11 protein-coding genes are annotated in these 12,248 nt (G+C 54.7%); 2 read left to right on the forward strand and 9 right to left on the reverse strand.

All coding sequences use genetic code 11. The annotated features are described in order from the left end of the window. The first annotated feature begins 115 nt into the window (after nucleotides 1-115). On the forward strand, nucleotides 116-346 hold the full coding sequence (locus QMG93_RS19310) for a hypothetical protein (RefSeq protein ID WP_281939267.1): 231 nt from the start codon (nucleotides 116-118) through the stop codon (nucleotides 344-346). A 194-nt stretch (nucleotides 347-540) separates the two neighbouring features. Here the strand turns inward: QMG93_RS19310 and QMG93_RS19315 are convergent, their stop codons facing one another. From QMG93_RS19315 to QMG93_RS19340, 6 genes are all read right to left on the reverse strand, one after another. Then, nucleotides 541-1,344, reverse strand: a complete 804-nt coding sequence (locus tag QMG93_RS19315) for an MBL fold metallo-hydrolase (RefSeq protein WP_108532511.1) — start codon at nucleotides 1,342-1,344, stop codon at nucleotides 541-543. Nucleotides 1,345-1,364: 20 nt separating this feature from the next. Next, nucleotides 1,365-2,111: a two-component system regulatory protein YycI gene (gene yycI / locus QMG93_RS19320; protein ID WP_010501538.1), complete on the reverse strand. Its 747-nt coding sequence runs from the start codon at nucleotides 2,109-2,111 to the stop codon at nucleotides 1,365-1,367. Between the two features lie 13 nt (nucleotides 2,112-2,124). Next, a complete protein-coding gene (locus QMG93_RS19325) occupies nucleotides 2,125-3,408 on the reverse strand; it encodes a YycH family regulatory protein (protein WP_163852883.1) in 1,284 nt (427 codons plus the stop codon). After that, nucleotides 3,405-5,249, reverse strand: a complete 1,845-nt coding sequence (walK, locus tag QMG93_RS19330) for a cell wall metabolism sensor histidine kinase WalK (RefSeq protein ID WP_281939274.1) — start codon at nucleotides 5,247-5,249, stop codon at nucleotides 3,405-3,407. The genes QMG93_RS19325 and walK overlap by 4 nt, the downstream gene beginning before the upstream one ends. A 15-nt stretch (nucleotides 5,250-5,264) precedes the next feature. Next, nucleotides 5,265-6,002, reverse strand: a complete 738-nt coding sequence (gene yycF, locus QMG93_RS19335; RefSeq protein ID WP_281939276.1) for a response regulator YycF — start codon at nucleotides 6,000-6,002, stop codon at nucleotides 5,265-5,267. Nucleotides 6,003-6,189: 187 nt separating this feature from the next. Beyond that, nucleotides 6,190-7,761 (reverse strand): M23 family metallopeptidase, encoded by a 1,572-nt coding sequence (locus tag QMG93_RS19340; protein WP_281939278.1) that lies wholly within the window; start codon nucleotides 7,759-7,761, stop codon nucleotides 6,190-6,192. Between the two features lie 307 nt (nucleotides 7,762-8,068). Between QMG93_RS19340 and QMG93_RS19345 the strand changes: the two genes are divergently transcribed. Then, entirely contained in the window at nucleotides 8,069-8,332 is a 264-nt protein-coding gene (locus tag QMG93_RS19345; RefSeq protein WP_281939280.1) for a hypothetical protein, read from the forward strand. Nucleotides 8,333-8,372: 40 nt separating this feature from the next. On the opposite strand, the gene QMG93_RS19350 is transcribed toward QMG93_RS19345, so the two are convergent. The 3 genes from QMG93_RS19350 to dnaB form a co-directional block, all read right to left on the reverse strand. Further along, nucleotides 8,373-9,068 carry a hypothetical protein gene (locus QMG93_RS19350; RefSeq protein ID WP_281939281.1) on the reverse strand — a complete coding sequence of 232 codons (696 nt, stop codon included), beginning with the start codon at nucleotides 9,066-9,068 and terminating at the stop codon, nucleotides 8,373-8,375. A 169-nt stretch (nucleotides 9,069-9,237) separates the two neighbouring features. Next, nucleotides 9,238-10,521 (reverse strand): adenylosuccinate synthase, encoded by a 1,284-nt coding sequence (locus QMG93_RS19355; protein WP_281939283.1) that lies wholly within the window; start codon nucleotides 10,519-10,521, stop codon nucleotides 9,238-9,240. A 285-nt stretch (nucleotides 10,522-10,806) separates the two neighbouring features. Next, the gene (dnaB, locus tag QMG93_RS19360; protein ID WP_063182403.1) at nucleotides 10,807-12,165 is read right to left on the reverse strand and encodes a replicative DNA helicase; all 1,359 of its coding nucleotides are present in this window, start codon (nucleotides 12,163-12,165) and stop codon (nucleotides 10,807-10,809) included. Nucleotides 12,166-12,248 lie beyond the last annotated feature (83 nt).

Raw genomic sequence — 12,248 nt, forward strand, 5'->3', positions numbered from 1 at the left:
ATCCATTGTACCTTAAACTCTGGCAATCTCAAAAACTAAAAAAGAGGAATGATTTCCCTAAAGCTAGACTAGAATAAGAACATAACCTGCACCCGATCAAGGAAGGATGATGGAGATGTCGAACCGCCGCATATCGTCTCATCTGGATGAAGTCGCTTGGATCGCCAAGCTTGCAGACCTCAAGGAAGACCATTACCGAAACTCTCTTTTACTGGGAGCCATTCTCGAGCTGCTGCTGGAAAAAGGGCTGCTCACCGCCCAAGAATTAGCTGCCAAAGTCCACACGCTGGAGGCGTCCGATCAGTCCACACTCCCGACTGGCTCTGGCAACCGTCACCGGCATTAAGACCATACTCTGCGGATCGCTGAAAAACAACGAGCTTTCCCAACACGCCATCAGCAAGCTTCACTTGAGCCGCCCTTGTGATTCGCCATGCGCCATCCTGCTCGAACCGCTTATGTACAAGCACCTAATACGATCCGATCCTTACTCGCGGCTCCAAAAGCATTCTATCCCCCGCTCCCTTGTCCCGGGAACGGCTAATCGTCCTTCAACACGTCCCACTCCGTCGACCGGTCATGATACGTGTCCATCAGCTTGGCGCGGTGATCGTCCGGAGCGAGCCGCTCCTCTACCATACTATTCACGGTCAGCCTGGCCAAATCCATCAGGTTATGGTCTCGGCTGAGATGCGCGAGATACACCCGCTTCGTCTTCGCCGTCATCACGTCGACGAGGCCGATCCCGGCCGCTTCGTTGGACAAGTGGCCGACATCGCTCAAGATGCGCCGCTTGATGTTCCACGGATACCGGCCCATCCGCAGCATCTCGATATCGTGATTGGACTCCAGAACGAGCACATCGCTATCCTGAATTTTCTCCTTCACCTTGGAGCTCATGTAGCCGAGATCCGTCGCGACGCTCAACTTCTCTTCCTCGTGATAAAAGCAGTAGCCGACCGGCTCGGCCGCATCGTGCGAAATGCCGTACGATTCCACCTGCAGCGAGCCGAATTCGAGCATTTCCCCCGTCTTCATCACGCAGCGGTTCTCCTCCGCAATCTCGCCGATTTGCCGGTCGAGCTCGGCCCATGTCTTCTCATTGGCATAGACGGGCAAGTCGTACTTGCGCGCAACCGCACCCAGCCCTTTAATATGATCGGCATGCTCGTGCGTCACCACAATCGCATCCAGCTCGCTGGCCGACATGCCCCGTTCCTTCAACAGCTGATCTATCTTTTTCGCGCTGAGCCCGGCGTCGATCAGCACTTTGCCCTCCTCGGTCGCAACGACCGTGGCGTTGCCCGTCGAGCCGCTGCCCAGCACACAAAACCGTATCCCCATGTTCAAAACTCCTTAGCCGCTTACTTTTTGCTCTTCTGCGGCCCTTCCACCGCACCGTTCAAAGCATGAACGTAATACACGTCTCCGTCCGCATTCCCCAGCGACACCCGCCAGGACGGCCACATATTCAACGTCTGTGAATTGTACACCTGTCCGTGATACCCGAGCCGGACGCTCGTAATGACCGCTCCCGACGGCAAATAGTTCTCGATCAGACTCCGCAAAGCGATATAGGCGGTAATGACCTTCTGTTCCTTCTGCTGCCCGTCAGACTGCACTTCCACATAACCCTGCTGGTAGGAGGTGATTTGTCCGTTTTTCTCGAACAGCCTCAACTGCACGTCGAACATCGGAAGCGTGCCGTACAACTGGTGAAACACATAAGTACCGCCAAGACTCGTCATCGGATCGAATTGGTACGACTCGATCTTCGGAATGCCCGTTCTCGCCAATACGTCCCGGAACGAGCCCTTGCTGATCAACGGATCGAATTTAAACGGCGCCGCCAGCGGCACCACCTTCTCCGGATTGAAATTATCGTCGAACCGGACAACAATCTCCCGCAGCTTCGGCACATCCTTCGGAATATCCGGAGGCACCTGAATATTTTTACTTTTCGACAGCCTTTGAATCTCCTCCGCCGCTCCGATCGCGTTCGCCTCCAGATCGAGAAGGTCCGCACGACTGGACCACAGCTGGATGCCGAGCACCACGTTCAGCAGCAGGAAGGACAATATCAATATCGTCTTGGCACGTCCCCATTCCACGCCGGCGTCCTCCTTAGTCCAAAAATTCGTACGAACCGTCTTGAAGCTCGGCCACCCAGGCCGGAACAAGAAGCATGGCCTGCTCCGTCACGACCATGCGGTAAGCCGGGAAGATCGAATACACCCGCGCCTTTTTGGCGAACGCGGCCAGCTTCTGCTCCAGCGGCTCTCCGCCCGCCAACTGCACTTCGGTACGGACAGAGCTTCGCAGATCGGGAGTAAGCAGCGAACGCTCGTAGCTGGCTACGATGCCTTTTTGCAGCGATATTTTCATAAAGCCCGTATTCTCGTTGCGCGTATTGATGACCGGGTACGAATCGTAGTATTGCCGGAACACATACTGCTGACTGCCCGGCAGCAGCCGCTGCGGTACCTTTTGCACCCCGTACTTGCCGTTCCATCCCCCATGCTGGTTGATGAACTGTACGGCCGACAACAGACTCTCGCGCAAATCGACCTTGTTGTTCTCCGTCGCGGCCACCGGATCGGTATACGTCATCCAGTGCTGCTCGTTTCTCAGCTTCAGCCCGCGCTTTCCGTCCGTATAGATCTCTGAGCCGTCCCGCTCCGTCACATTGCGCGTCAGCGTCGGATCGACAAAAAACGTACGCTTCAATTGATCCGCCGTAAACTGCGTATACGTCATCTTGAAGCTCGGGATCGTCAGCGGCTTCATCGGCAAATAATAATCCCCATTCATCGCCTTATAAGGGGTGAACGACTCGTCCGCCTGCACGAACTTCTCGATATCCTTTACCGTAAAGTCGGCTTTGATCGCTTCGTATACCGTATTCGCCGTATCCGTAAACAGAATCGCTCTGACCTCGTTCGTATCCTTGGCAAAAATCCAGATGCGCGTAATCAAGTCGTTCTCGCCCTGCAGATCGCCCTTCAGCTGCATAACCTCCTGCAGAACGTTCATCGGCAGCCCGTCGCGGAACCGGATCTCGACTCCCTGCTGCTTATTCCGCACATCGTCCCAGTTAAAGCCGAGCGAAGCGACGTTCGTCTTCCGGAACCCTTCCAAAAACCGCTGCTTCAAAATCTCCATCACTTCATTGTACTTCACGGTATTCGGGTAGAGCACCGTATGCTGCTGATTGCCCAGATGCAGCACCAGCTGATCCGGAAACAGCATATCCTTCAAGGACGCATGGGTGCCGAGGATGTCGGTTTTCACGTATTCCTCCGGCTTGACCGGGTCGTATTTCGGATAGCTGTAAGCCAGCAGGTAGCTTTGCAGCAAACTGAGCAGCACCAGCAGCGTCAGCGCGGCGGTTTTCAGTTTCTCGATCATACGGCCGCCTCCTCCTGTTGATACGGCAGCGTGAACGTTACCCGCGTCCCTTGCCCGAGCTCCGACTCCAATTGAATGGTGCCGCCGTGCGCCTTCACTATTTCCCGGGCAATCGATAAGCCGAGACCTGTCCCACCCATGCTGCGGGAACGGGCTTTATCTACCCGGTAGAAGCGTTCGAAGATCCGGCTCAAATCTTTGCGCGGAATCCCGATGCCGTTATCCTGCACGGAAATTTCCAGCACAGCGTGTTCTCTCCGGCCCGCATGAATGCGGATATGTCCGCCCTCCGGCGTATATTTGATCGCATTGGATACCAGGTTGTCGAGCACTTGGTCGATCCGGTCGCGGTCCAGCATAATTTCGTCCACGTGCTTCTCGACGTCGATTTCGATGGCGATCATGCGCTGCTCCAGTTGAAAAGAGAAGCGATCCCCCACTTCATCAAGCATCTCGGTCACATCCGTCGTTTCCTTGCTAATAATCGCCTGCTTCGAATCGAGCCTGGACAGCTGCAGCAGGTCCGTGACGAGCCGGATCATCCGCTCCGTTTCGTTCCTCGCCACATTGACGAACTTGCCCGCAAGCTGCGGCTCTTCCAAGGCTCCGTCCTCCAGCGCTTCGAGATAGCTCTTGATCGTCGTAAGCGGCGTCCGGAGCTCGTGCGATACGTTCGCAACGAATTCCCGGCGCGCTTGTTCGAGCTTCTCCTGACCGGTGACATCCTGCAGCACCGCGATCGTCCCGGCGGAGCCTTTGCCCTTGCTGTGAATCGTCGTATACGTCACTTTGACGAACAGCGGATCTTCCTCGGCCTCATGATACAGATGCAGCATCGTCGAATGATCCTCCGTGCCTTCCAGCACCTGCATCTTCTCCTGCTGCATCCCGAGCAGCTCGCCAAGCGGCATGCCGAGCGTCGTATCCTCGTTAACCTGCAGGATCTGCTTCGCCCGCCGGTTGATCACGATGACGCGCCCGTGGTCGTCCGTGGCGATCAGCCCGTCGTTCATGTTGGACAAAATCGAAGCGAGCTTTTCCTTCTCCTCTTCGTTCAGCGATAACGCCTCGCGCAGCCGCTCCATCATGAAATTGAACGTATTGCCGAGCTGACCGATCTCGTCCTCGCCCATCACCCGGATTTTTTCCTCATATTCGTATCGGCCTTCGGCTACGGCCGTAGCCTGTCTCGTAATGGCCTTAATCGGGTTCGTAATCGTAGACGACAAAATCACACCGAGCCCAGCCGTAAGCGCGAGCGCGATTAATGTACCGGAGATGAAGAAGTTATTGATCTGGGTTAGCGTTTTGTAGACATCGTCCATCGAAGCAATGATGTATACGGCGCCAAGCACCTTGACGCCCGAGCCGATCGGCTTGGCGATAATCATTTTGCGGACGCCGTCGAAGTCGGTGAACAGACGCTGGTTATCCTTAATGCCTTGCAGCGCCCGCGTTACTTCGGTCTGCGTATTTTTGCTGTTCACGACCGATTGGTTCATCGGCCTTGTCGTCGTAAGCACGACACCGTTCGCATCGATAATCTGGATCTCCGCTTTGCTCGTCGCGAAGAGGCTGTTTACAAAATCATTCAGATCGGCATACGATTTCTTGGTCGTGTCCGAGTTTTTATTCTCCTGATTTTCCGTCAGGTATGTCTCCGCATACTGCGCGAGCAGCTGCGCCTGCGAGTTCCGGTTCTCGATAAACTCGTTTTTGAGCGACGTTTCCAGCGTCTTAATAAAATAAACCCCGATGAGCTGGAGCGCGACCAAAATCATCAGCAAATAAATAACAATCAGCTTGGCTTGAATCGATTGGAAGAAACGGATCGGTTTCATCGGCTCGGCCTCTGCTTAGTAGCCGCCGGCGCTTGCTTTCGAATTGCGCATCATGTACCCGAGCCCGCGCCGGGTAATGATGTACTCCGGACGACTCGGATCGTCCTCCAGCTTCTCGCGCAGTCTGCGGATCGTCACGTCGACCGTCCGCACATCGCCGAAATACTCGAAGCCCCATACCGCTTGAAGCAGATGCTCCCGCGTCATGACTTTGCCGCTGTTCTTGGCCATGTACTGCACCAGCTCGAATTCCCGGTGTGTCAAATCGAGCGGAACGTCGTCCTTATATACGACATACATGTCCGTATCGATAAACAAGCTCTGGATACGCAGCCCTTGCCGGGCTTCTTCTTCGTTCGGCTGCGCTTGGGCTGCCGCCGGCACTGCCGACTTCGTATGACGGCGCAAATGCGCTTTCACCCGGGCCAACAGCTCGCGCGTGCCGAACGGCTTCGTCACGTAATCGTCGGCTCCAAGCTCCAAACCGAGCACCTTGTCGATTTCGTTATCCTTCGCCGTCAGCATGATGATCGGCGTGTTCAGCTTCACCCGTACTTCCCGGCAGACGTCCATACCGTCCTTGACCGGCAGCATCAGGTCGAGCAGAATCAGGTCCGGGTTTTCGGAATAGGCAAGATCCACGGCCGCCGCACCATCATAGGCGCAGATGACCTCGTGGCCTTCTTTTTCCAAGTTGAATTTCAATATATCTGCAATCGGCTGTTCATCGTCGACGACGAGAATTTTGGCCATGCTTCGTTCACCGCCTGTCAGAGACTGCGTTGCATCCGTACTACGCTCTTTGCTTCGCGCGGCCGAATGTCAACGATATCCTATCCATGGTAAGCTATTCTATTATTTTACCACATCCTGAAGCAAAAAGAGACACGGAAGCCCAGGTTTCCTGTGACTTCCATGCCCCTCTATCTCTCTAGCCTTCTTATTGGTTCAAATACTTCAGCGGATTCTCCGGCGTTTCGTTCTTCTGCACCTCGAAGTGCAGATGCACGCCCGTCGAATCTCCGGTGCTGCCCATATAACCGATCTTCTCGCCCTTCTCGACGATCTTGCCGACGCTCGTATTGATCTGGTTCAAATGGCCGTACAGCGTGCGGTAGCCGTTCATATGATCGATGATAATGCAGTTGCCATATCCGCTTTTCTCGCCGGCAAACACGACTTTGCCGTTATCCGACGCCATAATGTTGCGGTTGCCGGTCAAATCGACACCCTTATGGAACGCGCCCCAACGGGTGCCGAACGTGCTTGAAATCGATGCCGACTGTACCGGCCAAGCGAATTTACCCGTTCCTTCGCCTTTGATCACTTTGGTGCCTTTCTTCACGACGGCTTTGACCGGCTGTTGAACGATCTCTTCGCTTAAGACCGTTTCCGCCTCCAACAGACCGTTTACTTTCGTAAGCTGATAGGTCATTTTCTTGAGACCGTTCTTACCGGGACTCAATACCTCGGACTCGCCGAGACGCATATTGTCATCCTGCTTCACTTCGGTCTCGTAGGCGATCTCTTGGTTTTCCACCACTTTTTCGACCGTCCGCACGGCAAGCGTCGGCTTCAAGACCGTCAAGTCGAGCTGCTGGCCGACCTTGATCATATCGTCGCTGATCGTGGGATTGTTCTGATAAATGACCTGCTTCGGAATATCCAGCTTCTTTGCGATGCACGAGACGCAATCGCCCTTCTCCACCGTATATTTCGTCGGCTGAACATCGCCGGTCTCCAGCTTTTTGCGCAGATCCTCCGGATTCACCAGCTGCTTCGGCTCAATCTTCACTTCCTGAAGATCGACCTTTTGCACGAAGTCCGCTTTTTGCAGCTCCGTCTGCACGGGTGTACCCGCCGCGGGCGATGCCGACAAAATGCTTACGCGCCCCGACATTTTCTTCGTTTGCATCGATGCGATCGCATTGTTCTTGATTTGGTCCAGCACCGTCTTCGCCGTCGCTTCGTCCTTCACGATCCCCATCGGCTTGCCGTCCACCACAAGCTGCATGCCGACCGGGTACGAGGAGAAATAGCCGCCGAGCTTATCAAGCACGGCTTGATCCTCTGTATTGTGGTTGAAAACCCTTTCAGGCGTTAATTCGAGCTTCGGTTCCGTTACGACCATCCGAAGATCGGCCTCGCTCTTGGACAGCTGTTCCCGCTTCTTTTGTTTATATTCCTCGACCTTGGAAGGATCGGATACGATTCCGATCAGGTCTCCGTTCGCATATACCTGATAATACTCGTTCATATTGGCTTCGACCAATTCATGTCCGCTAACAACAACCGCCGCCATCAAGCCCAGCGCAGAGACCGATTTGATAACCATCCATTTATGTAAAATAATTCGGTTTTTCATCCGTTCAAGCGCTGTCGCTCCCGGTACTTCCGACAACGCCGCTGGCTTTACGCTTTTATCCAAACTATTCGACCGATCCGCAGACCTTGGAGTGCGAAGCTTGTCCAACAGGCCTTTGAGTCGATCCGTTCCTTTGAAAAATTTCATTTTCTTCTCCTTTTAAGCCGTTTTTTGCCGCATTCGAACCTCAGCTTCCCCCGGCCTTAAGACCGACGGATGCGATGCTTTTCCTGATGACACGTTTTTTTCTCTAAGTCTATAGTCTCATGTTGTCTGGGCGTACGTTCACAGGTTCGCTTACGATGTGCACATAAAAACACTAAAAAAAGGGACAATAACCCAATGGGTTAAAAACTACTTTATAAATTTACCACATTGACTTTACCGATTTCAACAAAATCGTATCTTATCCCACATGAAGGTGGAGAAAGTGACAGGAGTGTGAAGACAATCGATGGAAAATTTTACGGCGGCTTTCCGAAGCGAACATGACCTGCAGCAAGCCATAGATGCGCTGCGCAAGCAGGGCGTCGTCGATCTCCAGATCGAGCCGGGGGTGGAACCGCATCAGCCGATGCCAACATCCCTTCTGGGCGGCGGACTATCTCATTTGTCAATAGCCGAAAGTCCCGGCTGCTTGCTGCAGGTCGTTGTCGAATCATCGCGGATTCGACAGGCCGAAGAAACGGTGACCCGCTTCGGGGGGTCCATTGAATAGAGGAATACGGAACGAGGAAAAAATAAACGCCCTGCTCTCGTCAGGGCGTTTCCTTTTGAATTAAATCCATCAATTGCTTATACTCGTCAGACTTCAACGATTTTTGAAGAAGCCGCTCGATTTCCTTCAGCTCGCCGGCCGTAATGCCGTCCTCCATCAGCTTGGATATCGTCTGCATGTCTTCCTGCGGCACACGCGAGACCATTAGGGAAAAGATTTTCGCCTTGTCCGCTTCGGACAACTGCTCCTTCTTCTTCGTCACTTCCTCGCTCGAGACCACGACCTTCCGGTCCTGCTCCGTGAGACTATCCTGCTTGCCGCTCGTCTTCCCGGATTGACGGCTCCAGACGGCGGCCGCATCCTCCGGCACCTTATAAGGGTCATCGTTCGCCTTACCGCTGCCTGGGGCCGTCGTTTTGCCGTCCGTCTGCGTGCGTTCTTTCGTGCCGGCTTCCGAGGAGGAAGGCGTATTGCCAGCCGGAGGCACGGAAACGGCCAAGTCCTTAGGCTTTGCAGGCACGCCACTCCCGCCCCCCGCGCCAAGCCCTAACTGCGCCGTGAATCGGCTCATGAAAGTGCCCCATTCGATCTTTTGACCAGCTGGGCGCGGAATATGATATTGGTCGAGCAATAAGTCCACATAAGTATTGGCAGCGGCGAACGTCAGCACCATACAACAAAGCGAGGTTACTACCGCACTAACCGCCAGCTTCGCGATCCCTATCAGCCATTTCATCCCGGACATCTCCCATCTTGCCTTCTGTTACTCTATTCACAGTATTGACCTTTTTCTGGGAAACCAACCAGGGACGCCGGGGAAAAAATGCAAATGCGGGCATGAAAAACCCCTCGCCACCGTCATGAGTCAAGAACGGTTCGAGGGGTTACCTATTTCATCATAAGAATTAATAAATCGGCTTCACCAGATTCGTTTGCTCGCGGTTGCGGCCAACCGAGAAAATCGCGATCGGAATGCCTGTCAGCTCGGATACGCGCTCAAGGTAACGTCTGGCGTTCTCCGGCAGATCCTCAAGCTTGCGGACACCGGACAAGTCTTCGCTCCAGCCTGGAAGCTCTTCGTACACCGGCTGGCACTCAGCGAGCATTTTCAGGCTTGCCGGGTAATGACTGATCGTCTCGCCGCGGTAAGTATAGGCGGTGCAAATTTTGACCGTTTCCAGACCAGCGAGCACGTCGAGCGAGTTCAAGGACAAGCCCGTGATGCCGCTCACCCGGCGGGCGTGACGGACGACGACGCTGTCGAACCAACCGACGCGGCGCGGTCTGCCGGTTACAGTACCATACTCGTTGCCTCGCTCGCGAATCCAGTCACCGGTTTCGTTCATCAGCTCAGTCGGGAACGGACCGTCGCCTACGCGCGTCGTATACGATTTGGCCACGCCGACGATTTGCTGAATCTTCGAAGGACCGACGCCCGAACCGATGCAGACGCCGCCCGCCGAAGGGTTCGACGAAGTAACGAACGGATACGTGCCTTGGTCGATGTCGAGCATGACGCCCTGCGCCCCTTCGAACAGCACCTTCTTGTCGGCGTCGATCAGGTCGTTCAAGACGACCGACGTATCGGTGACGTAAGGACGAAGCTGCTCGGCGTATCCGAGGTATTCCTGAATGATCGAGTCGGCGTCGATCCCTTTGGAGCCGTACACTTGCTCGATGAGCGTGTTCTTCTCGGCGACGAGACGGCGCACTTTGCTCTCGAATTCTTCCGCGTCCATCAGATCGGCAATCCGGACGCCGTTGCGCGCCGCTTTGTCCATATAGCAAGGGCCGATCCCTTTGCGGGTCGTGCCGATTTTGTTATCGCCTTTGCGCTCTTCTTCCAGACCATCGAGCAGCAAATGATACGGCATGATAACATGCGCGCGGTCGCTGATGCGCAGGTTTTTCGTTGTAAAGCCGTTCTCGTGAATATAGCGGATTTCTTCAAGCAACGCACCCGGATTAATAACCATCCCGTTGCCGATGACGCATACTTTATCTTCATAAAAAATGCCGGAAGGAATCATCGTCAGCTTATACTTTTTATCGTTAATGAGAATGGTGTGTCCTGCGTTGTTCCCGCCCTGATAGCGCGCGACAACCTCAGCGGACTCTGCCAGAAAGTCGGTAATCTTTCCTTTTCCTTCGTCTCCCCATTGGGTTCCGACAACCACTACCGTTGACATCTTCACTACCCCCGTGAGGTGGGAAACCACCTAATATTAGCCTTTACGGTGCAACGCACCATGACTAGTTTAGCAGTTGACTAGCGCAAAGTCAATAAAAACGAACAATTATAATCCATTGCCCATCATTGTTCGGAAAACATTGATAAACCCTTCCTAACACAAAAAAACGGCACCTGCGCGTATTCTACCGCAGGATGCCGTCCTTTATGCTAGCTTAAACCAACTTCCGCAAAAAAATGTTCCCCGTGCAACAAAAACCACATCCCGGAAGCCGCCAAGCCGTTAACGCGCCATCGCCATCTCCTGATGCGACCGGTCGAGATTGACGAATTTGTTGTAATTTTTAAGAAACGCCAGCTCCACCGTTCCGACCGGACCGTTCCGCTGCTTGGCGATAATGATCTCGATGATGTTCTTCTTCTCGGATTCCTTATCATAGTAGTCGTCCCGGTACAGGAACGCCACGATATCGGCGTCCTGCTCGATCGAACCGGATTCCCGAAGGTCGGACATCATCGGCCGCTTGTCCTGCCGCTGCTCTACGCCCCGGCTGAGCTGCGACAGTGCAATGACCGGCACGTCCAGCTCACGCGCGATTTGCTTCAGCGTACGCGAAATTTCCGATACTTCCTGCTGCCGGTTATCGCCCTTGCCTCGGCCGTGAATCAGCTGCAGGTAGTCGATCAGAATCATGCCGAGGCCCTTCTCCTTCTTCAGCCTGCGGCACTTCGCCCGAATGTCCGCCACCGTGACGGACGGCGAATCGTCGATGTAGATATTCGCCTCCGACAACGATCCGATCGCCATCGTCAGCTTCTCCCAATCATCCGGCTCCAGAAAGCCCGTCCGCATCCGGCCGGCGTCCACGTTCGCCTCCGCACAGATCATCCGCTGCACGAGCTGGGCCGCGCCCATCTCGAGACTGAAGATGGCCACGGTTTCCTTTTCCCGCACCCCGACGTTCTGCGCGATGTTCAGGGCGAAGGCGGTTTTCCCTACCGAAGGACGCGCCGCTACAATAATGAGGTCCGAACGCTGAAATCCGGACGTCATCTTGTCGAGATCGGCAAAGCCGGAACGGACTCCCGTCGTGCTCCCCTTCTGGTTAAAGAGGAACTCGACCTTGTCGAAAACCTCCATTAGCACGTCTTTGATCGCAATAAAGCCGGACCCCGAACGTGCCTGCGAAATCTCCATAATCCGCTGCTCGGCGTCGCTGAGCAGCATTCCCACTTCGTCCTCGCCGGAATACCCGTTCGTGACGATCTGGGTCGCGGCGCGGATCAGGCGGCGGAGCATCGACTTCTCTTCCACGATCTGCGCGTAGTAATCGACGTTGGCTGCCGTCGGCACCGCATTGGCGAGCTCCGACAAATAGCTGATACCGCCGACTTCCTCCAGCTGCTTCTTATCCTGCAGCCGGGCCGTTAGCGTGACCAAATCGACCGGCTCGTTCGCCTCCGCAATTTCGATCATCGCTTCGAAGATGCGCTGGTGCGAGCCGCGGTAGAAGTCGTCGCTCGTCACCCGCTCCATCGCCGTGACCAGCGCGTCGCCGTCAAGCAAAATAGCGCCGAGCACCGCCTGCTCGGCTTCCAAATTTTGCGGAGGGATGCGATCCATAAACAAACTCTCGTTCATCCGTTATCCTCCCCACTGGATACTGCCTTATAACGACGCAGGAGCCGGCTGCTTTTCACCGCCCGCTCCTGCACTGTCATTTC

Origin of the sequence: Paenibacillus tyrphae (genome assembly GCF_027925525.1) — a bacterium.
Classification (GTDB): domain Bacteria; phylum Bacillota; class Bacilli; order Paenibacillales; family NBRC-103111; genus Paenibacillus_G; species Paenibacillus_G tyrfis_B.

Bases quoted from the DNA above. Each gene is read 5' to 3' on its own strand.
- QMG93_RS19310 (WP_281939267.1), top strand. From the start codon at position 116: ATGTCGAACCGCCGCATATCGTCTCATCTGGATGAAGTCGCTTGGATC.
- QMG93_RS19315 (WP_108532511.1), bottom strand. From the start codon at position 1,344: ATGGGGATACGGTTTTGTGTGCTGGGCAGCGGCTCGACGGGCAACGCC.
- QMG93_RS19325 (WP_163852883.1), bottom strand. From the start codon at position 3,408: ATGATCGAGAAACTGAAAACCGCCGCGCTGACGCTGCTGGTGCTGCTC.
- walK (WP_281939274.1), bottom strand. From the start codon at position 5,249: ATGAAACCGATCCGTTTCTTCCAATCGATTCAAGCCAAGCTGATTGTT.
- yycF (WP_281939276.1), bottom strand. From the start codon at position 6,002: ATGGCCAAAATTCTCGTCGTCGACGATGAACAGCCGATTGCAGATATA.
- QMG93_RS19340 (WP_281939278.1), bottom strand. From the start codon at position 7,761: ATGAAATTTTTCAAAGGAACGGATCGACTCAAAGGCCTGTTGGACAAG.
- QMG93_RS19345 (WP_281939280.1), top strand. From the start codon at position 8,069: ATGGAAAATTTTACGGCGGCTTTCCGAAGCGAACATGACCTGCAGCAA.
- QMG93_RS19350 (WP_281939281.1), bottom strand. From the start codon at position 9,068: ATGAAATGGCTGATAGGGATCGCGAAGCTGGCGGTTAGTGCGGTAGTA.
- QMG93_RS19355 (WP_281939283.1), bottom strand. From the start codon at position 10,521: ATGTCAACGGTAGTGGTTGTCGGAACCCAATGGGGAGACGAAGGAAAA.
- dnaB (WP_063182403.1), bottom strand. From the start codon at position 12,165: ATGAACGAGAGTTTGTTTATGGATCGCATCCCTCCGCAAAATTTGGAA.